22 protein-coding genes are annotated in these 21,869 nt (G+C 65.2%); 10 read left to right on the plus strand and 12 right to left on the minus strand.

The features are described from left to right. Positions 1-193: 193 nt before the first annotated feature. Positions 194-1,114 carry a LysR family transcriptional regulator gene (locus tag AP428_RS31785; protein WP_054928643.1) on the minus strand — a complete coding sequence of 307 codons (921 nt, stop codon included), beginning with the start codon at positions 1,112-1,114 and terminating at the stop codon, positions 194-196. A 395-nt stretch (positions 1,115-1,509) separates the two neighbouring features. Between AP428_RS31785 and AP428_RS31790 the strand changes: the two genes are divergently transcribed. The 3 genes from AP428_RS31790 to AP428_RS31800 all read left to right on the plus strand — a co-directional run bounded on the left by AP428_RS31790 (position 1,510) and on the right by AP428_RS31800 (position 4,912). Next, complete coding sequence (locus AP428_RS31790; protein WP_011549091.1) at positions 1,510-2,838, plus strand: MFS transporter; 1,329 nt, start codon at positions 1,510-1,512, stop codon at positions 2,836-2,838. A 57-nt stretch (positions 2,839-2,895) separates the two neighbouring features. Then, a complete protein-coding gene (locus AP428_RS31795) occupies positions 2,896-3,798 on the plus strand; it encodes an NAD(P)-dependent oxidoreductase (protein ID WP_011549090.1) in 903 nt (300 codons plus the stop codon). 187 nt (positions 3,799-3,985) lie between these two features. Then, positions 3,986-4,912 (plus strand): class I SAM-dependent methyltransferase, encoded by a 927-nt coding sequence (locus AP428_RS31800; RefSeq protein ID WP_231691725.1) that lies wholly within the window; start codon positions 3,986-3,988, stop codon positions 4,910-4,912. 113 nt (positions 4,913-5,025) lie between these two features. Here the strand turns inward: AP428_RS31800 and AP428_RS31805 are convergent, their stop codons facing one another. The 6 genes from AP428_RS31805 to AP428_RS31830 form a co-directional block, all read right to left on the minus strand. After that, on the minus strand, positions 5,026-6,258 hold the full coding sequence (locus tag AP428_RS31805; RefSeq protein ID WP_054928644.1) for an MFS transporter: 1,233 nt from the start codon (positions 6,256-6,258) through the stop codon (positions 5,026-5,028). A 177-nt stretch (positions 6,259-6,435) separates the two neighbouring features. Next, positions 6,436-7,269 carry a shikimate dehydrogenase gene (gene aroE / locus AP428_RS31810; RefSeq protein ID WP_054928651.1) on the minus strand — a complete coding sequence of 278 codons (834 nt, stop codon included), beginning with the start codon at positions 7,267-7,269 and terminating at the stop codon, positions 6,436-6,438. Beyond that, the gene (locus AP428_RS31815) at positions 7,269-8,489 is read right to left on the minus strand and encodes a CaiB/BaiF CoA-transferase family protein (RefSeq protein ID WP_011549086.1); all 1,221 of its coding nucleotides are present in this window, start codon (positions 8,487-8,489) and stop codon (positions 7,269-7,271) included. Before AP428_RS31815 ends, aroE begins: the two co-directional genes overlap by 1 nt. Continuing rightward, entirely contained in the window at positions 8,489-8,947 is a 459-nt protein-coding gene (locus AP428_RS31820) for a MaoC family dehydratase (RefSeq protein WP_011549085.1), read from the minus strand. Before AP428_RS31820 ends, AP428_RS31815 begins: the two co-directional genes overlap by 1 nt. A 2-nt stretch (positions 8,948-8,949) precedes the next feature. Further along, entirely contained in the window at positions 8,950-9,342 is a 393-nt protein-coding gene (locus tag AP428_RS31825) for a VOC family protein (protein WP_011549084.1), read from the minus strand. Next, positions 9,339-10,289 (minus strand): ketopantoate reductase family protein, encoded by a 951-nt coding sequence (locus tag AP428_RS31830; RefSeq protein ID WP_054928645.1) that lies wholly within the window; start codon positions 10,287-10,289, stop codon positions 9,339-9,341. The genes AP428_RS31825 and AP428_RS31830 overlap by 4 nt, the downstream gene beginning before the upstream one ends. Before the next feature lie 81 nt (positions 10,290-10,370). Between AP428_RS31830 and AP428_RS31835 the strand changes: the two genes are divergently transcribed. Next, positions 10,371-11,291: a LysR family transcriptional regulator gene (locus AP428_RS31835; protein ID WP_011549082.1), complete on the plus strand. Its 921-nt coding sequence runs from the start codon at positions 10,371-10,373 to the stop codon at positions 11,289-11,291. A 355-nt stretch (positions 11,292-11,646) separates the two neighbouring features. On the opposite strand, the gene AP428_RS31840 is transcribed toward AP428_RS31835, so the two are convergent. Continuing rightward, positions 11,647-12,276: a TetR/AcrR family transcriptional regulator gene (locus tag AP428_RS31840; RefSeq protein WP_011549081.1), complete on the minus strand. Its 630-nt coding sequence runs from the start codon at positions 12,274-12,276 to the stop codon at positions 11,647-11,649. 207 nt (positions 12,277-12,483) lie between these two features. On the opposite strand from AP428_RS31840, the gene AP428_RS31845 reads away from it, so the two are divergent. The 3 genes from AP428_RS31845 to AP428_RS31855 all read left to right on the plus strand — a co-directional run bounded on the left by AP428_RS31845 (position 12,484) and on the right by AP428_RS31855 (position 14,598). After that, on the plus strand, positions 12,484-13,587 hold the full coding sequence (locus tag AP428_RS31845; RefSeq protein ID WP_011549080.1) for an alpha/beta fold hydrolase: 1,104 nt from the start codon (positions 12,484-12,486) through the stop codon (positions 13,585-13,587). 307 nt (positions 13,588-13,894) lie between these two features. After that, positions 13,895-14,098 (plus strand): cold-shock protein, encoded by a 204-nt coding sequence (locus AP428_RS31850; protein ID WP_011549079.1) that lies wholly within the window; start codon positions 13,895-13,897, stop codon positions 14,096-14,098. A gap of 275 nt (positions 14,099-14,373) precedes the next feature. Next, positions 14,374-14,598, plus strand: a complete 225-nt coding sequence (locus AP428_RS31855) for a hypothetical protein (RefSeq protein WP_011549078.1) — start codon at positions 14,374-14,376, stop codon at positions 14,596-14,598. A 183-nt stretch (positions 14,599-14,781) separates the two neighbouring features. Here AP428_RS31855 and AP428_RS31860 read toward each other — a convergent pair whose 3' ends face one another. Further along, on the minus strand, positions 14,782-15,702 hold the full coding sequence (locus AP428_RS31860) for a LysR family transcriptional regulator (protein ID WP_011549077.1): 921 nt from the start codon (positions 15,700-15,702) through the stop codon (positions 14,782-14,784). 96 nt (positions 15,703-15,798) lie between these two features. Here AP428_RS31860 and AP428_RS31865 point away from each other — a divergent pair, with 96 nt between their 5' ends. After that, positions 15,799-16,413: an NIPSNAP family protein gene (locus tag AP428_RS31865; protein ID WP_011549076.1), complete on the plus strand. Its 615-nt coding sequence runs from the start codon at positions 15,799-15,801 to the stop codon at positions 16,411-16,413. Between the two features lie 66 nt (positions 16,414-16,479). Here AP428_RS31865 and AP428_RS31870 read toward each other — a convergent pair whose 3' ends face one another. Beyond that, a complete protein-coding gene (locus tag AP428_RS31870) occupies positions 16,480-17,373 on the minus strand; it encodes a LysR substrate-binding domain-containing protein (RefSeq protein WP_054928646.1) in 894 nt (297 codons plus the stop codon). 95 nt (positions 17,374-17,468) lie between these two features. On the opposite strand from AP428_RS31870, the gene AP428_RS31875 reads away from it, so the two are divergent. Continuing rightward, positions 17,469-18,665 carry an MFS transporter gene (locus tag AP428_RS31875; RefSeq protein ID WP_011549074.1) on the plus strand — a complete coding sequence of 399 codons (1,197 nt, stop codon included), beginning with the start codon at positions 17,469-17,471 and terminating at the stop codon, positions 18,663-18,665. Here AP428_RS31875 and AP428_RS31880 read toward each other — a convergent pair. Continuing rightward, positions 18,649-19,860, minus strand: a complete 1,212-nt coding sequence (locus tag AP428_RS31880) for an acetyl-CoA carboxylase biotin carboxylase subunit family protein (RefSeq protein ID WP_011549073.1) — start codon at positions 19,858-19,860, stop codon at positions 18,649-18,651. The two genes, AP428_RS31875 and AP428_RS31880, sit on opposite strands and share 17 nt — an antisense overlap. Before the next feature lie 37 nt (positions 19,861-19,897). Further along, positions 19,898-20,842: a hypothetical protein gene (locus tag AP428_RS31885; protein WP_011549072.1), complete on the minus strand. Its 945-nt coding sequence runs from the start codon at positions 20,840-20,842 to the stop codon at positions 19,898-19,900. Positions 20,843-20,989: 147 nt separating this feature from the next. Here AP428_RS31885 and AP428_RS31890 point away from each other — a divergent pair, with 147 nt between their 5' ends. Next, the gene (locus AP428_RS31890; protein WP_011549071.1) at positions 20,990-21,865 is read left to right on the plus strand and encodes a LysR family transcriptional regulator; all 876 of its coding nucleotides are present in this window, start codon (positions 20,990-20,992) and stop codon (positions 21,863-21,865) included. Positions 21,866-21,869 lie beyond the last annotated feature (4 nt).

Consider the following 21,869-nt stretch of genomic DNA (forward strand, 5'->3'; position numbering starts at 1 on the left):
CAACGCTGCATCCGATTCCCCTCGGATCGCGTCGGCATGTCTCCCGTGTCTCTTCCGTTGCGGTAACCGGCGGACTATTGAATCTGTCCGTCGAATCTACTGCGTCGCCGGCATCGGCAGGAAGTGCGGATTCGTGAACGGGACCTTCGAAAATCTGCAACACGCCGGCGCGCACACACGCGTGGCGGCGCAGTCAGTCGTTCGATTGCCCGGCTTCACCGGAGACGAGCGAAGGCGGTGCGAACGAGGCGAGAAACTCGAACAGCTTGCGCGTCGGCAGCGGCACGGCGCCGGCGCGAATGCCGACCGACATGACGCGATTGGCCCACGGAACGTTGAGGCGAATGAAGCGCAGGCGCATCGGTTCGCGAAACAGCGCGACCGCGCGCTCGGGCAGGATACCGATGCCTTGCCCTGCCGCGATCAGCCGGCACATGGCTTCGAAGCTCTGCACCTGCACGCGGAAGCGGACCGACTTGCCGAGCAGCGCCGCTTCCCTGACGAGCGCACGCGTGAGTTCCGAGCGGTCGTCGAGCGCGACCAGATCGTGGTCGAGCAACGCGCTGAAATCGATCGAATCGCCGGTGAGTGGGTAGTCGTCGGGGACGACCACGCTGGCCCGATCCATGCAGTAAGGCGCGAGGTGGATGCCCTCGGGCGCGGTGCGCGACGTGACGATGCCGACGTCCGCGCGGCCTTCGCGCAGTGCCTGCAGGATGTCGGAACTTCTCAGCTCGCTGATCTGCAGCTTGATGTCGCGATAGCGTTGCGAAAAGGTGCGCAACTGATCGGGCAGATCCTGGCTGATCGCCGAGATGTTCGCGAACACGCGGACGCGGCCGACCGCGCCTTTCGTATAGTCGGACAGTTCGCTGTAGATCGCATCGGTGCGCAGCAGCAGGTCGGTCGCGTGGCGCAACAGCGCTTCGCCGGCGGGTGTGAGTTCGACGCCGGCCACCGTGCGGTTCAGCAGCACCACGCGAAAATGATGCTCGAGCAGCGCGATCCGGCGGCTCGCGGTGGAGAGCGACATGTGGGACTGCTGCGCGGCGCGCGACAGGCTGCCCAGCTCGGCTGCACGGACGAACAGGGCGAGGGACGTGAGATCGAACAAGCGCGGGCTCCGATTGAAACTGCGGCAAGTATGTCATTCATCGCTGCGCGCGACGGTATTGGGCGAAGTGGTGCTAACCCTGACTCGCTCTGATCGGCCGCGAATGGTGCGCCGCACACCGCAACGCCGCCGTCGCGCCGCGAAGGCCCGTGCCGTGCGCGCGATCGGCGGCCGGAATCCGTTTTCCGTTGGCTTGTGCATTGCACCGTACGATGGCGGCCCGCGCGTGCGTTCGAGATATTCGAAGTGCCACTTGAAGGATTTCGCATATCGGGTGGGCGGGGCGGCCGGTAGATTCGAACCGTCCCCTGTCGCACACATCTATATCGACAGCGACTGTACGCGTGACGACGCAAGCATGCACGCGGGGCATCCATGAACTTTCGGAGACAAACGTGGAAATCGACGCGGCCTGCAACCCGGGCGACCTCGCGGCCCCGGCATCGGCGCACGATCTCGCCCAGGAGGACCGGATCTTTCGTCGGCTCGCCGTGCAAATTCTCCCGATCCTGATGTTCGCGTACGTCACGTCGTACATCGATCGCGTGAACGTCAGCTTCGCCAAATTGCAGATGAGCGAGCATCTGGGCTTTTCGGACGCGGTGTTCGGCTTCGGTGCAGGGATATTCTTTCTCGGTTACGTGATCTTCGAGGTGCCGAGCAACATGCTGCTGGTGCGCGTCGGGCCGCGCCGCTGGATCACGCGGATCGTCGTGTCGTGGGGCGTCGTGTCGGGATTGACGGCGTTCGTGTCCACGCCGATGCAGTTCTACGTGATGCGCTTTCTGCTCGGCGTCGCCGAGGCCGGCTTCATCCCGGCCATCGTGCTCTACATGGCCCGTTCGTTCCCGGGGCGGCGGCGCGCGCGAATCCTGTCGATGTTTTATGCGGCGCTCGCGCTGGCCGGGTTGATCGGCTCGCCGTTGACCGGCTTCATCCTGCAGTATTTCGACGGGGCGATGCAGATCCCGGGCTGGAAATGGATCTTCATTCTCGAGTCGCTGCCCGCATTCGTGGCTGCGCTGTATGTATGGAAGGGCCTCGACGACGACGTCACGCGCAGCGAGCGTTTCTCGCAAGCGGAGCGCGCCGTCCTGGCACGCGTGCTGGCGGAGGATCGTGCGACGACCGAGTCGGTCAATCACCGCGGCCTGTTCTCGAACTGGCTCGTGTGGGCGTTCTGCGTGATCTACTTTCTCGACGTGTTCGCGATTTACGGCTATACATTCTGGGCGCCGACGATGATCAAGCAGATGGGCATCGGCAGCGATTTCGTCATCGGCTTGCTCGCCGCGCTGCCGAATGCGGTGGCCGTGGTCGTGATGGTCCTGTTCGGACGCAGCGCGGACCGGTGCGGCCGGCAGCGGCTGCACGTCGCCGCGCTTTTGCTGATGGGCGCGACCGGGCTCGGGCTGTCGGTCGTCTGGCACGATCAGCTGTGGCTCGGCATGTTCGCCCTCTGCATCGCGAACGCGGGGCTCATCTCGTTTCCGCCGCTGTTCTGGAGCATGCCGACCGCGGCGCTCGGCACCGCGTCGGTATCGATGGGCATCGCGGTGATCAGCTCGTTCGGGAACCTCGGCGGCTTCTTCGGGCCCTATGCGGTCGGCTACCTGAAGCAGGCGTCCGGCAGTCTTGCCGCGCCGCTGTTCGTGATGGTCGGGTGCCTGTTGCTGGGCATCGTCCTCACGATGCTGCTGCCGGCGCGGCTCGTCGACCGGTAACGACTATCCATTTCGCCGCAGTGCTGCACCGCGTTGCGATCTTTTGACGGGAACGACATGAAACAGCAGATTGGCCTGATCGGCGTGGGTTTGATGGGGCATGGTATTGCGCGCAACGTGCTGAAGCACGGTTATCCGCTCACGGTCGTCGAGCATCCGGGCAATCAGCCGCTCGACGAGCTGCTGCGCGACGGCGTACGGACCGTGCGGACCGCGCGCGAACTGGCTGCGCAAGCGGACGTCATCATCCTGTGCGTGACGGGGTCCCCCGAAGTGGAAGCGGTGCTCACAGGTGACGACGGCGTGTTGGCCGGCCTGAGGGACAACGCGATCGTCGTCGATTGTTCGACCGCCGTTCCCGAATCGACCGTCAGAATGGCGCGGCTCGTCGAAGCGGCAGGCGGGCGCTTCGTCGACGCGCCGATGACGCGCGGCGCCAAGGAGGCGCACGAGGGCCGGCTGAACCTGCTGGTCGGTGCGCCGCCCGGGTTGTTCGCGGAGATCAGGCCGGTGCTCGCGTGCTTCGCGGAAAACATCACGTGTGTCGGCGATGTCGGGGCCGGCCACAGCATGAAGCTGCTGCACAACTATGTTTCGCTCGGGACCATCGCGCTGCTGTCGGAAGCCGTCGCGTGCGCGAAGCGCTCGGGCGTGGACGTCGCGGTGCTGGCCGACGTGCTCGCCAACGGCGGTGGCGGCGGCGCCGCGCTGAACCGGCTGCGTCCGTTTCTGGAGACCGGCGACACGTCCGCGCTGCCGTTCCATATGGCGAACGCGCTCAAGGACCTGTCGTACTACTCGGCGATGGCGGAAGGTGTCGACGCGGCTCATGGGATCGCGGCGGCTGTTACGGAGACGTATCGTGATGCCGTTGCGGGCGCGGGAGCGCATTGTCCGGTGTTGAAGTTGTCGGATGTGCTGATGGTGGGGGGCGTGGGCGACGAGGGTACGTCGCGTTGATGCGTTGTGTGGCTCCGTTCGTGTGGGGCTGGATCGACGTCGGGAGGGGGCAGCGTGCTCAGCGCATGGTGAGCACGCCATCCGCCGACATCGACTGCCCCGTCACACAGCTGGACGCCGAGCCGTATAGCCACGGTCCGAAGTTGTCGGTCGAGCGGCGCCGGTGGTGGCTGCCGGTCATTTTGAGATGTTCGACATCGTGATCTGGTTCGTCGACAATCCGCTCGGGGCTCAGGCTCGAGAGTCACAAGTGCTCCCAACTAGCGAACAATCGAATGGCGCGAGAATGACCTCGTACGCAGAAATATATTTGAAAGATTTTCACCGCCGCCGGGCAGGAGTAACGCGTCGAGCCTACGGTAATCGGCCTGCACGATCTGCGCAGGCAGCATACCCGTCCTCCTATCACGCACTGGCGAATCGTGTACCGAACGATGCGATGTCGCGGACTGTGCTCGATCTGGCATGCGGTGACGGGCCATTGCTGCAAATTCTGAACGACAGGGGGAATGCAGCAACGAAGCTAATTGGCATAGACATGAGCGATGGCGAGTTAAGCGTGGCTCGGGGAATATTGCCGCACGAAATACGATTGCTCAACGAGCGTGCACAAGCAATGTCACTCGATAGCGGCTCAGTAGACTACGTGCTGTCGCACATGGCTCTCATGTTGATGGACGATATCGAACAAGTTGTTCGAGAGATTCGCCGGGTATTGTGTGACGGCGGCAGCTTTTCCGCTATCGTCGGACGGAGCTTTTTGACTGGCAAGGTCGGCGAAGTTTTTTTGGACATCTTCAAGCCAATCGCGAAGGATCGGCTCACAGAGTTGCGACTCGGTGATGCGCGCACGCGCAGTGAAGCGGGGTGGCAAGAACTACTCAAGCCCGATTTTGTTGATGTGTCTTTTGAAGACATCGAAATCGACTGGACACCTACACCCGAGCAGCTGTGGTTGGACATGCTGGACACCTACGATGCCGACCGGATGTCGGAAGCGGCGCGCGCGCAGTTCAAAAGTGAACTGTTGTCGGCGTTCGCGCCCCTGCAAGGCGAAGACGGTACGTTGCAAACTGGATGGGGCCTGCGTCTTGTTCAGGCCACTGCTGCCTAGATGCTCGCTCGCAGCGTCCTTGTCGAGCATCACGTTCACCAAGTCCATTTGGCGGTCACAAGAGACGCGCTGGACACCCATCCCGCCGCTTTCCACCGAGTTCCCACCACAACTCACCGACCATCTACCGCCCGCGCCGGAACCGCTGCCGCGCCCAAATTCGCGCCACCGATTCTCGGCAACCACACAAACGCGATCGTAACCAGCGTAACGCCGACGCCAAGCATCGGCACCACCATTGGCCACGCGCCCGACTGATAGCGCGGATCGGTGAAAACCGCCGCCGTCTGCCCCACGCTGAAAGCGAAGAACATCATGATGAAGCCGGACCACGATACCGCGCGGCCGGCAAGATGAGGCAGGCCGCTGACCGCGCCTGCCTGCCCGCATGGCTGATGGATTCCGTGCCCGAGACAATACACGCCGTGCCCGACGAGCAGCGGCCAGATGCTGCCGGGAAGCAGCGCGCACCCCAATGCCTGGATCACCGCGCCTGACAGGCTCAGCGTCGCGCCTTGCCGCACCGTTCGCAGCATGCTTTGACGTCGCAGCAAGTGCCGGCAGCCAACGGTACTGAGGACATAGACGAGCGTCCCGCTCGCCGGAATCCAGCCGTATCGCTGGGGCGAGATGCCGAGCTGCCGGATGTAAATCGTCGGAGAAAGCAGCAGAAAACAGAACATGCCGGTGTACGTCGACGCGGCCAGCAGCGTCCATACCCTGAACGGGGCATTGCCGAATATCTCGCGCACGTCCCCGGTCGAGTTCCGGCCCGGCGCGATTCTGGCGGCGCTTTCCTCGAAGCCGTACCAGCACATGACGAGCAAGCCGAACGCATACAGGCTCATCCCCGCGAGTACCCATCGCCAGCCCGCGTGCTGCGTGACATACGCGCCGAGAATCGGGGCAAGGAACGCCATCATCCCCATTCCCATAAAACCGCGCGCCATCACGTACGGGCCGTCGCCCGCCGAGTACCGGTCGCGTACCGTCGCACGCGCGCATACCAGGATCGCGGCCATCGCAAAGCCCTGCATCGCACGCGCGGCCACCAGCATCGCGGCGCTCGATGCGAGCGCCGCCGCCAATGCACTCAGCGCATAGAGCGCAAGGCCGGTCAGCAAGACGGGGCGGCGGCCGATTCGGTCGGAAAGACCGCCCATCGGCAATTGTCCGACACCGAATATCAATGCGAAAACCGTGAGACTGACGCTGGCGGAGCCCAGTGTCGCGGCGATTTCAGGCAGGGCCGGCAGATAACTGTCGGTCGCCACCGGCTGGGCCGCCAGCAGCAGCGGCAACATGAGCGCGAAGTTCAGGCGAGCGGGGCGCGTGGTGTCCGGCATGACGGTGTTCGGCACGGTATCGGGCGTGGACGGAGGACAGCGGTAATGCGAGATTGCTCGGCGCAGCTCGTTCGTATGGACGCGCCCGCCGAGTCTACCGGATCGCGCCCGCCGACACTGTCGCGATCGATGCCTTGGCGCATCGGGATCGCCTGCATGCCGATCCCCATCGCGTGTTCAGTCGAACGGCACGGCCAGCCGGTCGATCACCGCGCTGGTCGCGGGCCGCACGCCGCGCCACCATGCGAACGCCTCGGCCGCCTGCTCGACCAGCATGCCGACACCATCCGCGATCCCGTGCACGCCCGCGTTTTTAGCGAGCCGGAGAAACGGCGTGAGCCGCTTGCCATAGGCGAGTTCGTAGGCGGTTCCCGTCGGACTGAACACGCTCGGCGGGACAGGCGGCAGATCGCCGGTCAAACTGGCCGACGTCGCGTTGACGACCAGATCGAAACGTCCCATCCGCGCGAGGTCGGCATAGCTGCCGGCAACCAGAGGGCCGCGACCGGCGACCTGCGCGGCCAGCAAGCGCGCCTTGTCGACGTCGCGATTCGCGATCACGAGTTCCGCCGGGCCGGCGTCGAGAAACGGCAGCAGCGCGCCGCGCGCTGCGCCGCCCGCACCGAACACCAGCACGCGCTTGCCGGCCATCGGCAGATTGAGGTTCGCCTCGATATCGCGAACCAGCCCGATGCCGTCGAAGTTGTCCGCCAGGATGCGGCCGCCGTCGAACTTGAGCGCGTTGGCCGCGCCCGCGAGCTGCGCCCGCTCGCTGCGTTCGTCCGACATCGCGAATGCGTCGAGCTTGAACGGCGCGGTGACGTTGATGCCCTTGCCGCCGCCGTCGAAAAACGCACGAACAGTGGCAGCAAAAGCGCCTGCCGGCTCGAGCGGGCCCTCGATCGCCGTGTAGCGGAGGTCCTGCTGCGTCTCTTGCGCGAAGAGGCCGTGAATCAGCGGGGATTTGGTGTGTCCGATCGGATTGCCGATCACCGCGTATTGGTCGGTCATCATTGGCTCACTTTTGAATAGAGGACGCCGTCGGCCTGCATCGCGTCGATTTCGGCCGCATCGAACCCGAGGGACCGTGCGACTTCCGCGTTGTGCTGGCCGAGATCGGGCGCGACCTCGCGAATCGTCGTATCGCAATCGGAAAACCGGAACGGCAGGTTGGGCAGGCGCAGCGTGCCGTAGCGTGGATGCTGCTGCTCGACGACCATGCCTCGGGCCTGGATCTGCGGATCGTTCAACACCTCGTCGATGCGCTGCACCTTCGCGCACGGAACGTCGATGCCGTCCAGCAGGTCCAGTACCGACGCGACGGAACGCGCGGCCACCCACGGTTCGACCACCGACAGGATCGCCGCGCGATGCGCATTGCGCCCGGTGCTGTCGTGAAACCGGGAGTCCGCACCGAAGCCAGCCGGGCCGCCGTGCGCTTCGATCAGTTGTGCAAAGCGCTTCCACGCGTCGTCGACTTGCGCGGCGATCACGAGATCGCCATCGGCGGCACGGAACACGCCATAGAGTGTCGAGGTCGGCATGTCGTGACCGGTCTGCTCGGGCAGCACGCCCTTCAGCGTGTAGCACTGCACCGCATATTCGTGCATCGACACCAGCGTGTCGTACAGCGCCATGTCGACGTGTTGCCCGCGGCCGCTCTTCACGCGCCCCAGCAGCGCGGCGTTGATCGCCGCGACCGCATGAATGCCGGTGTACATGTCGCCGAGCGATATGCGGAGCAGCGGCGGCCGCTCGCCGGGCGTGCCGACCATCTGCATGATCCCGCTCTTCGCTTCGGCGATCAGCCCGAAGCCGGCACGATGTGCGTCGGGACCAGTGTGACCGTACGCCGAAATCGAGCAGTAGACGAGGCCCGGATTGCGCGCCGACAGTTCTTCATAGCCGAGCCCGAGCTTGTCCAGCGCGCCCGGCCGATAGTTCTCGATGAAGACGTCGGCGGAGTCGCACAGCCGCTGCATGAACGCCTTGCCGCGCGCGTCCTTCATGTTCACGCTCACGCCGCGCTTGCCCATGTTGAGCTGCAGGAAGTAGCCGCTTTGCTGGTCGTCGAGCACGGTCGCGTGCTGGCGTCCGGCGTCGCCGGCGCCCGGGCGCTCGACCTTGATCACTTCGGCGCCGAGCGCCGCGAGACAGCGTCCGACATACGGGCCGGCGAGGAAATGGCTGTAGTCGACGACGCGAATGCCTTCGAGGGGACGTGCCTGCATTACAGTGCCTCCGGACGGCGCGGCACCATCAGGCGATGTTCGCCGCGTTGAACGACCTGTCCGTCCTGATTGATCAGTTCCGACGGCAGCACGACGATGCCCCAGTCCGGGCGGCTCTTGCTGGCCCGCATCGAACCGACGCGGAACGTCACGTGCAGCACGTCGCCGACCTTGATCGGCAGCAGGAAATCCCAGGTCCAGCCGAGCGACATGCCCGGCAGGAAGCGATAGTCGCTCTGCGTCTTCAGGCCGTCGGCAATGGACAGGCCGAACAGCCCGTGCGCGACGAGGCAGCCGAAATGGCTGGCGTTCGCGTATTCCTCGTCCACGTGAACGGGCGTATGGTCGCCGGTGAGGTCGGCGTACGCGAGAATGCGTTCCTTGGTCACGAGGTAGGTCGGGCTCGTGCACGTGTCGCCCTCGCGGGCGTCGTCCCAGTATTTCTCGACGATCGTCATGGTCATGCCTCCGCGCGCGGGTTGATCGCCAGTGCTTGCGCGACGCATGAAGCCGGCCTGGCCTGAATCAGTTCGACGGCAAGCCCGTCGGGTAGGCGAATCCAGTTGCGCCCCTGCGGCATCTCCGTCACGTCGAATCGCCGCGCGGCGGCCAGCGCGGCCTCCAGGTCCTCGCACATCACGCCGAGATGGGCGAGCCGGCCTTCCGGGCCATTGTGGTCGGGCGCGTGGATGAATTGCATGCCGCCGAGCGTCCAGTACTGTCGCGGTGCGTCGAGCGGGCCGTCCACTTCGCGCAGCGTCATGCCGAGCACGTCCTCGAAGAAACGGATGTGCCAGTGGATGTCCTTCACCCAGATCGCGACGTGTTCGAGATAGGCTTTCGTGGCGCTCATGCGGCGGCCTCCTCACGTTGGCGATCGGCCATCGCGCGCTCCAGCCCCTTGATGCAGGCGACGAGCGTGGCATTGACCGGGGTCGGCACGCCATGGCGCTGCCCGGCGCGCACGACCGAACCGTTGATGAAGTCGATCTCGGTGATCGAGCCTTTCTCCAGGCTTTGCAGCATCGAGGTCTTGAAGGCGGCGGGCAGCCCCTCGGCGGCGAGGGTCCAGGCCTGTTCGGGATCGGTCATCGACAGCTTGACGCCGGCTGCCTGCGCCGCCGCGATCGCTTCGGCGACCGCCGCGAGCGACGTCGCCTTCAGCAGCGGCTCGTCGTAGAGCTGCCCGTAGGTGAGGTCGGTGAGGCCGGTCAGCGCGCCCGTCGCGACATTCACCAGCAGCTTGTCCCACATCGTGCCGACGATGTTGTCGCTGATCGTCGTCGCGAGGCCGGCGGTATCGAACGCGGCGGCGATCGCCTGCACGCGCGGCGTGATGCGGCCGTCGAGTTCGCCGATGTAGGTGTTTTTGCCGATCACGCCGGATTCGATATGACCCGGCCCGCGCAGCACGCCGCCGACGTAGGTCTTGCCCGCGAGGACGCGCTCGCGGCCGACGGCGTCGCTCAGGATGTCCTCGTGCCCGAGGCCGTTCTGCAGCGACAGCACGACGGTATCGGGCCCGACCAGCGACAGGGCGCCGCGGATCGCCGCGTCAGTGTGGAACGACTTGACCAGCACCACGACCACGTCGGCCGCGCCGACTTCGGCCGCCTGTGTCGTCGCGTGCACGCGTACCTGCCGGGTGCCGCGGGCGTCGTCGACCCGCAGGCCGTCGCGACGCATCGCATCGACGTGTGCGGGCGAGCGGTCGATCAACCAGGTCTCGTGACCGCCTTCGGTGAGGGTGGCGCCGATCGCACAACCCAGTGCGCCGGCTCCTAGAATCGCGATTTTCAATGGTGTCTCCTTGACGTATGGCCTCACGATAGGAGCCGCCGCTCATGCCGACAATGCAATGAGTACAATGACGTCATTGCCATGGACAATAATGCGACGATGCCCGCTGATCTGCCGGACCTGAAGCTGCTTCAGCTATTCGATCTCCTGTACGACGTGCGCAGCGTCACGCGCGTCGCCGAGCAGCTCGGCCAGAGCCAGCCGACCGTCAGCATCTGGCTCGGGCATTTGCGGGAACACCTGCACGATCCGCTGTTCATCCGCACGCCCGGCGGCATGGCGCCGACACCGCAAGCCGACGCGCTGATCGGGCCCTGCCGGGAAATTCTCGAATCGCTGCGGCGCTTCACGGCGTGGGAGATCGCGTTCGATCCCGCGACCGCCCAGCGACGCTTTCGCATCTGCATGACCGACGCGAGCCACGTCACGCTGCTGCCGCGGCTGCTGGCCCATGTCCGGGCGCAGGCGCCGGGCGTCCGGCTGGAAGCCGCACGGATCGACGGCAATACGGAGCGGGCGCTCGAATCCGGCGAAGCCGATCTCGCGATTGGCTACGTGCCGTGGCTGGGCGGCGGCATTTATCAGCAGAAGCTGTATGACCAGGACTGGATTTGTCTGGTGAATCGGCATCACCCGAGGATTCGCGGTCGGCTCGGGGCCAGGCAGTATCGTTCGGAAGGGCATGTCGCCATTACGGCGGGAACGGGGGCGCAACTCCTCGAACAGGCGCTGCGGCAGGCGCGCATCGAGCGAGACGTGGTGCTGGAATTGCCGGGCTTTCTGGGGCTGGGGGCGATCGTTCAGACGACCGACCTGATCACGACGCTACCGCGTCATATCGGCGAGACGCTGGCCCAAGCCAACGATCTGGCGGTTCATGCATGCCCGATCCCGGTCGAAGGCTTCGCGGTGCGGCAGCATTGGCATGCGCGCTATCACCACGAGGCCGGCAACCGGTGGTTGCGCGGCGTCGTGATTCGACTGTTCGGTGCTTCGCATTGACCTGCGGTTTGGGTGTTCGCGATGGCGGCCGGAGCGTTCGCGGTTGCGGTACGTCGACTTCCGGTCTGGCCGAGCTTGCAATCTGGTCACCGATAGACGATCTGCGCGGCGAGGTCGTGCTTGATCGACCTGGCCATGCTTCGGAATTCGGGGTACTCGTCCGGCCGCCTGCCAGTTTTCCACGCGTTCACGTTGCCAGGCTACCGCTGCGCAGTTCGAGCTAACGCGGTCGAGAGAATTGAATTCGCGGCACGTCGTGCGTTCACGGATACCGAACCGGTGCGGCATCACGGCAACGGGCAATTTCCCCGTGATGTGCGCAAGGCACGACGCATGACGAGAACATTGGGCCGGATCACCCCTCGGAAGCGCCCCATCCCTGGCTGCTGACATCTGCCAGTGCGTCGAACACGGCCGGCGAGCGTTCCAGGCGCGCGACCGTGCGGGCGCCTTCGAGCGCGGCGACCAATGCGGCCGCGGCCGAGGATGCGCGCGCGGCAGCGAACCCGCACCCCCTGAAATGCGCCGCAATCACCTCGGTCGAATCGGCAAACCCCCGCGCCACCCGCTGGGTCAGCTCGGCGTCGAGCGCGGGCAGTTCGTTTGCCAGGTTTTGCATGAGACACCCGTACTGGAAATCGGTGGCGACCATTTCGGCCGCAAACGTGCTGAAGATCTGGCGAACAAAATTCAGCGCATGACCGGTCGTATCAGCCGAGATGTTCCGCAAGACGGCAATTCGATGGGTGACGTAGTTATCGATTGCTTCCTCGGCGAGTTGGGCCTTGCCGCGAGGAAAGTGAAAGTAGAACGACCCTTTGGGCGCGCCGCTTTCCTCGAGAATCTGGGTCAGCCCGGTCGCCGTGTAGCCCTGGATGCGAAACAGCCGTTCGGCCGTGGCAATCGCGCGAGCGCGCGCGTCAGTCTTGCGTGTCATGCGGGAAAAGTACCACGTTCCGCTTGACCGGTCTATGGCGATCGCCATACTATGGTGATCACCATATTTCGGAGTTCGACGATGCCCGTCGACAAGAGCAAGCCATCGGCGCCGCGACGAACCGTTCTGGCGATGGGCGCGGCCGGCCTGGTTGCTGCCTTGCTTCGTCCTGCCCGCGCAACCCCGACAGGAGAGAGTGATTTGGCCACGCCGACATACGGTGCAGGAACGCTTCCGAAAGGAGTGCGCTCGCGCATGATCCATGGGGTGAACGGCCTCGATGTTCACATTCTCGAAGCCGGTCATGAAAGCGCCGGCCGGCCGCTCGCGTTGCTTTTGCACGGTTTTCCGGATCTGGCCTACGGCTGGCGGCATCTCATGCCCATCCTGGCCGACGCGGGATACCACGTCGTGGCGCCCGACCAGCGCGGTTATGGACGCACGACCGGTTGGGCGAACGACTATGACGCTCCGCTCGGGCCCTTCAGCCTCCTGAATATGACGCGCGACGCCCTCGGACTGGTATCGGCGTTGGGGTATCGGCATACGTCGATGCTGGTCGGGCACGACCTCGGCTCGCCTGTGGCGGCGTATTGCGCGCTGGCGCGACCGGACGTCTTTCCGTCAGTGGTGCTGATGAGTGCGCCGTTCCCTGGTCCGCCGGCGCTCCCATTCGACACGGCGCGAAGCGAGACATCGTCGGCTCAACCGAACAGCGAAGGCCGGAAGTTGGCGGCGGCGCTTGCCGCGCTCGATCCGCCGAGAGCGTATTACCAGCAATACCTGTGCACACGGAACGCCAACCGGGACATGTGGCACCCGCCCCAAGGTCTATCAGCGTTTCTGCGGGCATTTTTCCACGTGAAGAGCGCCGACTGGCCGGGCAACAAGCCGCATCCGCTGAAGGCGCTCACGGCCTCGGAACTGGCGCAAATGCCCACGTACTACGTGATGGATCTCGGCAAGACGATGCCCGAGACCGTCGCGCCATTCCAGCCGTCCGCCGCCGAAATCCTTGCCTGCAAATGGCTCACCGACGCGGAACTGGGCGTATACACGGCGGAGTATGGCCGTACCGGGTTTCAAGGCGCGCTTCAGGCTTATCGTGTCTTGTCCGATCCCGACCTGAACGCCGAGTTGCGCCTGTTTTCGGGCAGGACGATCGACGTCCCGTCGCTCTTCATTGGCGGCAAGCGCGATTGGGGCACCTATTCGGCGCCTGGCGCGCTCGATCTGATGAGAACGAAGGCGGCGACGAGCATGCGCGGCATCGAGCTGATCGACGGCGCAGGTCACTGGATCCAGCAGGAGCAACCGGGCAAACTCGGCGAGCTGCTGCTCGCCTTCGCGAAGGCGTGAAGCGGGGCGGTGTGGGTCCAGTCGTGACGACAGCCTTCGGCTTCGCTGCCCGCGGTCGGGGAGTCACGTCTGCGATGCGGAAGGGCGTCTCGATGTCGGCGCGTCGAGCTGGATGTCACACAGTTACAAGATAGTCGTTGACGCGGCCGGCACCTGCCGTTAGTGTATGTACCGAAGTCCAAGAAGTCCGATTGCTGTTCATCAATTGCTCGCTCCTCCCCAGCGGTATTCGTTGTCCTCTCCCTCCTTGACGCTTCACGCGCTCTTTCAACAGAGCAAATTTCCCTTTTTTTCTCAAGGAATCTTCATGGATACCGGTATCGTCAAGTGGTTCAACGACAGCAAAGGCTTTGGCTTCATTACTCCGGACAAGGGCGGCGACGACCTGTTCGCTCACTTCTCCGAAATTCGTGCCGACGGCTTCAAGACGCTGGCTGAAAATCAAAAAGTGAGCTTCGAAACGAAGCAAGGCCCGAAGGGTCTGCAAGCGGCGAACATCAAGCCGCTGTAAAGTTTGAAGGGCCCGGCCTCCCACGACGGACGCCGGGTCGCAGCGACATCCCAACGGAGCTTCGCCTCCCCAAGTTGGCGCGATCGCCTTGAGCTGTATCGAGTGATTCAGCTGGCCGAGCGTCACACGTCTCGTTGCACTTCATTCCCCCTCCGGCCGCAACGCCTTATTTTCGCTTTCCGACTGCGTCAGATTCAGTCCGCAATGGCTTTGAATCGGCTTACCCGTGCGCATTTCGCACGGCACGCGCGCATTCGAACATCATTAAAATTAAAATGCACAACAAACGAATTCAACAGTACAACGGCTATGCCGTCCAACCCTCGGCGCATCGCTTGCCCGACGGTAGTTTTTCATCCAACCTCCTGCTCGAACGCGCCGATAGCACGCACGACGAAGGCCGCTATCAGTTCTATTCGCTCGATTACTTCACGAGCGAGGCACAGGCGCTCGCGCACTCGGCACGCTGGGCACGCAACTGGGTCGATTCGCGCGGCTAACGGCCACGCCCTGCAGGCGGCGGAGGTGGCGCGATCCGACTTGAGCATCGTCGCTTCGGCGCCATTCCGTCGCGGGTCGGTGCAGATGAGCGACCACGGCGGGTGAGGACGGAAACGTACATCGGGTCGAAATCGCGAGGTGTCGATGAAGTACGACGCCTTTCGCGACCGGCGGCAATCGCCTCACGTCCGACAGGCCGTTTCGGCGCCGAACCGGTCGACCACGAATTCAGTGAAGCTGCGAAGCTTCGGTGATTGCTGCCTCTCCTGAAGATAAAGCAGGTTCATCGTCCGTTCGGGGCCGGCGAAGTCCGGCATGATCTCGATGAGGCGCTTCTCTCGAATGTCGTCGCGTATCAAGATGGAAGGAAGCATCGCGATACCCAGCCCTCTCAACGCCGCCCGGCGCAACGCGTCCGCATTGTCAATTTTCAGTCTGCCGTCCACGGACAGGCTCATCGGCCCATCCGGGCCTTCCAGCGTCCATTGGGTTTGCGCCGCGTGCCATTCCGCTCGGGGCGGATACGCATAGGTCAGGCAATGATGCTCGCCTAGCGCGTGCGGCGTAGCCGGCGCGCCATGCTCGTGAACGTAAGCGGGCGACGCACACAGCACCAGCCGATATGGCGCCAGCGGACGCGCCACCACATCCGGGTTGGCGAGCGTGCCGATGCGAATGGCCGCCTCGAAGCCTTCGTCGAACAGATCGGCGAGCGAATCGGTTGCGACGATATCGAGCTTGATCTCGGGGTAGCGCCGGTAATAGTCCGCGAGCGCGGGAATCAGGCACTCGTTCGTAAACACGACAGGCGCGGTCACGCGCAAACGCCCTCGTGGCTGCTTGAGGTGAGCGAGCGCAAGCTGTTCCGTGTCGTCGACCAGACCGAGAATTTCGACGCATCGCTCGTAGTAAGCGTGGCCGAACGCGCTGACTTTCTGCTTGCGGGTCGTGCGGTGCACGAGAACCGCGCCCAGCCGGCTTTCCAGAGTCTGAAGGTAGTTGCCGACCATGGTCGGCGACAGATCGGACGCTTGCGCGGCCGCCGTCAGGCTACCCGTTTCCACGATACGGACGAATACGGCCATCGCCTTGAGGAGATCCATTACGCAATGCTACTGGATTCTGTTTCAAGGTGCGGCGCGTTTATCGGCCACCGGTTTGGAAATACAGTGCGATAGACGAGCGAAAGGAGAGCAGATATGCCGTATGAACTCACGACGTTGTCGTGTCCGCTGCTGGACCAGGACAGGGTGTCCCGCCGTGCGCATCACTGGGTGTCGGATGCCGACGCGCACGGGAGGCTGCTCGGCGCATGGCGCACGGAAATCGGTGAGCTATCGCGGGTCGTCGTGCTGCGTGGCTTCGAGACGATGGATGCATTGCAGCATGAACGCGATCGGGCATTGCGCGCCGAGCGACCTTTCGGCATTGAAAGCGCGTCCGTTCGATTGACGATGGAAAGCTATGCACTTTTTCCTTTTCTACCCGACATCGAACCGGCGGCATTGGGCGATTTCTATGAAATTCGCCGCTACTGGCTGAAAGCCGGCGGTATTGCGCCGACCATTTCCGCGTGGGAACGCGCGGTGGGCCCGGCCAAAGCCTATACGTCGCATCTCGTTTGCAATCTGTACGCGCTCGATGGACCGCCGCGCATCACGCACATTTGGGGATTCTCAAGCCTGGAAGAACGCATGGCGTTGCGAAAGCGGCACTACGCGGAGGGCCTGTGGCCTCCGGCCGGCGGTCCGGAACAGATCGAAAGGGCGACGTCGACGATCGGCTTGCCGGAGACGTGGTCGCCATTGCGTTGAATGCGCCGTTCGCGCCGGATGTCACGTATTTTCCGCTCGGGTGATCGGGGCTTGTGTCAACAGGACCTAGCCGCGCGTGATCGACCTGGCAAACTCGATGAACTGCTCGACGCAGCTCGACGAGAACGGTTCGGACCACGTAACGACCAATTCGAGAACGTGCGGCCTCGCCAGCGGCACGTAAGCGACGCCCGAGCGTTGCAACGTCGACGTGAAGCCGGGCACGATGGCGACGCCGCGTTCCGCGGCCACCAGCGACACCAGCGTCGTGATCTGCGATGCGGTCGGCCCTGTCCGCGGCGTAACGCCCTCTTGCGCGCACAGATCCTCGAGCGCGGCGTTCAGCGCGGAACCGTAACCCGCGGGAAACGTGACGAAGTTCTCCTTGACCAGTTCACGGAACTCGATCGTCGCCTTGTCCGCGTATTTGCTCCGGGCGGGAACCGCGGCGGCGAGCGACTCCCGCGACACGACGAGGGACCGGATGCGCTCCCCGGGTGCCTTCGCCGCTGACCAGCCGAATCCGACGTCCATCGTGCCGTCGGCGATCTGCTGGCGCTGAGTGGCGGTCGATACTTCCCGAAACGCCAGCTCGACTTCCGGCATGCTGCGGCTCGCATTGCGGATGATGTCCGAAAACGCGTCGGACATCGGAATGGAACTCGCATAGCCGATCACGACGCGACCGACCACACCTTGCGCCATCTTGCGCGCCGTTGCCTCCGCCTCGTCGACTGCATGAATGACGCTCCTCGCGTGTTCGAGGAACAGCGCGCCTGCCGGCGTGAGCTGCACCGCACGTGTCGATCGTTCGAACAGCCGGATACCGAGGTCGGCTTCCAGCGCGGCGATATGGCGCGTCAACGGCGGCTGGGCGATACGCAAACGCAACGCCGCGCGTCCGAAGTGCAATTCTTCGGCGACGGTCACGAAATAGCGGAGGCGGCGTAGGTCGAGCATTCTTGTCGTTTCGGTATCAATGGCCACGAAATCAGTATTGGCACGCGTGTCGTCCACTCGTCAGACTGTCACCCACATCAGAGAGGGCGTCACCAGTGGGCAACAGAACCATCCGATTCGCATTTTTCCTGTGCGGCTTCGCGGCTTTTCTCAATCTCTATTCGACGCAGGGCATCCTGCACGAACTCGCCGCGGCCTTCAACGTGAGCGCGGAACGAGCAGGCCAGGGCATCAGCGCCACCACGTTGGCGGTTGCCATTATCGCGCCGTTCGTCGGTGCGCTGGCTGCCCGCTTCGATCGCCGAACGGTGATTTCGTGGGCTGCCGTGGCGTGTGTGCTTCCCGTCGTGTGGTCGGCACACGCGGCGAGCTTCTCATCGTTCCTCGCCGCCCGCTTTGCGGCGGGCATGCTGATGCCGTTCATCTTCGCGATCTCGATCGCCTGCATCGGCGAGATCTTCAGCCACGACGCGGCGACGGAGGTCAGCGCACTCTTCGTCGCCGGCACGACACTCGGCGGCTTCGCCGGACGCTTCGTGACCAACGTGCTGACGTCCGGGTTCGGCTGGCGTCACGCGCTCGATTTCATCGCGTTCCTGTGTCTCGCAACGGGCCTCGCGATCCACGCGTGCCTGCCGTCGTCCGGCGCCGCGCGTCCGGAAGGCGAGGGAGCGTCGATACCGCGCTGGAAGCTCCTGACGCGCGGCCCGCTGCTGGCCTCGTTTCTGGTCGGCGCATGCGTGCTCGCCTCGCAGGTCGCGACGTTCACCTTCGTCGGACTGCGGCTGGCCCGCGCGCCATTTGGCTTCAATACGGTCGAGATCGGCGCGATCTATGCGGTGTTTCTCGTCGCGGTCGTCGTCACGCCGCTCGCGGGCCGCGTCGCGGCGAAACGCGGCCCGCGCGATCTCGCGCTCGCGGCGACCGGGCTCGCGATGGTCGGTGCATTGCTGACCTTGTCGGGCAGTGTCGCAGCGATCCTGACCGGTCTCGCGCTCAGTTCGACCGCGGTGTTCGTCGAGCAGGCGTCGGCCAATGCGTTCATCTCGCGCGCGGCACCGGGTGCAAGATCGACGGCGATCGGCGTCTACCTGTCCTTCTATTACTTTGGCGGCAGTCTCGGCTCGATCCTGCCCGTTCCCGCATGGAATCGGTGGGGCTGGGTGGGCTGCGTCGCATTCGTCGTCGTAGCGCAGGCGATCGCAGGCGCGCTCGTGTTTTTCTTCTGGCGCGGGACGCCTCCCGCCGGCGCAAGCAAACCACGCTCACCTGAAGTCAGGCTGACTCGGTAGTCGACTTCAATTCGCGGCGCTCAGCCGCCGGCCCCGCGTCGTCCGCCGCACCGTGCGCTGCCGGCAACGCAACTCGCACATAAAGAAATGCACGCCGCTCGCGATCGGGCAGCACTTGCGGCCCGTAGCTGATCCTGACCGCCCCGTCGTCGATCTCCCCGCCCCGCGCGAAACGCCACGCGCCGGGATCGCTGTCGAGCAGGAATTCGGCGCGCGCATACGCATGCGGCTCGAACAGCTCGGGGATCGTCACCGCCTTTCCGTCGAGCTTGTCGAGCAACGCTTCGACCACGTTGAAACCGTAGCCGTCGCGCACGATGTCGCAGATGAAGCTGCCCGCGATGCGCGGATTCAGTTCGATCACGTGCGGCACGCCATCATGCACGATGCAGTCGAGATGCACGGGCCCCCACGTGAGCCCGGCGGCGGCCGTCGCGCGCGTGCCGACGTCGATCAGCGCGCGCAGCGTGTCGGCGTCGAGATCGAGTTCCGACGTATACCCGCGCTCGAGAAAACCGGCACCATGCCGCTTCAGCTTGCGCAGCGCGCCGACGTAGCGGCCGTCGAAATACTCGACGCAATATTCGCTGCCCGCCAGGAATTCCTCGATGACGACGCGTTCGGTCGCAAGCTCGGGTGCGTCGGCCTGCGCGGCGGCGGCGAGCGTGTCGAGCTGTGCGCGCACGGCGGCGATGTCCTCGCAGCGGCGCACGCCGTCGCTCGCGGAGCCTTCCGACGGCTTGACGACGACCGGGAAGCGCAACGGAGCAGCCGCCGCCGCGAGCGCCGCCGGCGCGGCCAGCGTACCCGCGACGAACTGCGCGGCCGGGATGCCGTGCTCGGCGAGCAGCGCTTTCTGGTTCGACTTCGACACCGCATACGCGACGTGCCGCGCATCGGGACCGGGCAACCCGAGCGCATCGGCGACCCATGCCGCGGTGCGCGCATAGGTATCGTGCGCGGTTGTCACGCGCAGCGTGTCGAGTTCGTCCGGAAAGCGCGCGCGCAGCCAGCCGGCAAGCTGCCCGGCGTCGGGCGTGAGGTTGACCGTCTCGACGTCGTCGGGAAACACGCCGTCGAGACGATGGCCGGGCGTGGTGATGACGGTCACGGCCACCCGGCGTGCGACGGCGGCGCGCACCAGCGCGACGCTGCTGCCGGTGGCGCGTGCGCCGATCACGATGAGTCGCTTCATGAGGAATCCTTGATCGAGGGCGGAAGGGGGAAGCCGGCTAGCGTGCGCGCCGGCGCAGGCGCTGCGCCTCGAGGCGCGGCAGCAGATGCTGGACGACGCGCGGCAGCGTATAGATCGGCAACTGCGCGCACGCGAACACGAGCGTCATGGTCGGTGTCGCGGCCAGTCCGAGCGCGGCCCACATCAGCCCGACGTTGCGATTGGCGACGATCAGCGCGACGTTCAGGCGCGTGCGGACGTCGCCGGGCGTGAGCCCGTACGCGACGAGCTGAAAACCCGCGTTGACGACGAACGCGAGGGCGATCGCGGTCAACGCGCGGTGCGGGGCATCGATGATCGACTGCTGCATGCCGGCCATCGTGCCGAGCGCGAATATGAGCAGCGCGACGACGACGACGGCGTCGATCGGTGTCGCATGGCGCGCGAGCCGTGCGCCCGCAAAGCGCCGCACGAGCAGCGCGACGCCCTCGGCGCTGCCGATCAGCAGCGCGAGCCGCAGCGCGAGGCTCGACGGCGAGATCGACACCGCCGCGTCGTGGCTGAACCAGGCGGTCAGCAGCGGCGCGGTCAGCGGCACGAACACCATCGACGCGAGGGTCGCGACGAGCGCGACACTGGCGTCGAGCGACAGCATCCGCGCGATCGTCGACGTGCCGCTCGACGGCGGCGCGCAGTAGGCGATCACCAGTGCCACGACCCAGTCGTACGGCAGGCCGGCGAGCCGCGCGGCGATGCCGAGCGCGACCGGGCACGCGATCATCGTCATCGCGGGCAGCAGCAGCGACACCGCGGGCCGTCGCGCGACCGCGCGCACGGCGCTCGGTTCGACGCGCAGCAGCGTGCCGAGCACGAACACGAACACGGTAACGGGCATCAGCGGCCGCGCGAGCGCCGCGAGTGGCGGCACCAGCAGCCCGAGGCCGACGCCGCACGCGAGCACGGTCGGACCGCGCCGCACCAGCGCGGCGATCAGTGCACGCACGGACGAACCTCGGGCGGGCGGCGAACGGACGTAAAGCCGGAGCAGGCAGCAGATGGCATGCGGATTCCTCGGAACATGCCCTAGGCTAATCCGGATGATGGGCGAAGTAAAATGATATAAACTGAATCAGTAACAAGAGAAATCGATATGAACATCCCTCTGCTCGAAACTTTCCGGGCCGTCGTGCAGGAAGGCAGCGCGTTGCGTGCGGCCGAACGGCTCGGCTGCACGCAATCGAACGTCACCGCGCGGCTGCGTCAGCTCGAGGAGTCGCTGGACGCGCCGCTGTTCGACCGGCACGGCAAGCGGCTGGTGCTGAACGATGCCGGGCGCCGGCTGATTCCGTATTGCGATCGCATCCTGCGCCTCGTCGACGAGGCGACGCAGGTGGTGCGCGAAACGCCGGTTGCCCGCAGCTTCCGGCTCGGTTCGATGGAAAGCACGGCCGCCACGCGGCTGCCGGCGCTGGCCGCCGCGCTGAAGGAACGCGATCCGGCGCTCGGCCTCGCGGTGCAGATCGGCAGCGAGCCGGATCTGGCCGAGGCGCTGCTGCGCGGCCGGATCGACGCGGCGCTGACCGCACGGGCGGTGGTCCGGCCCGGGTTGCGTTACGAGCCCGCGTTCGCGGAAGACATGGTGCTGGTGAGCGCGGCGACCGTCACGCGCCGGCAACTGCTGGCCGACAACACGGTGCGCTTGCTCGCGTTTCACGATGGCTGCCCGTATCGCGCGGTCGCGGAGCACTGGCTGAAGGCGCGCGGCATCGCGATCGAATCGGTGTCGTCGTTCGGCACGTTCGGCGCGATCCTCGGCTGCGTGGCGGCCGGGATGGGCGTCGCGATCCTGCCGAAGCGGATCACGACCGAACATGTGGCGCGCAAGGAAGTGCGCACGCATGCGTTCGACGATCTCGACAGCGTGACCACCTACCTCGTCACGCCCGACGAAGCGCCTGCCTTGCCCGAGCTCGACGCGTTGCGCGCGGTGCTCGGCCGGCAGGCGGGGGCGCTGCTCGCGCGCTGATACA

Origin of the sequence: Burkholderia sp. E168m22 (assembly GCF_001319805.1) — a bacterium.
Lineage (GTDB): Bacteria > Pseudomonadota > Gammaproteobacteria > Burkholderiales > Burkholderiaceae > Burkholderia > Burkholderia orbicola.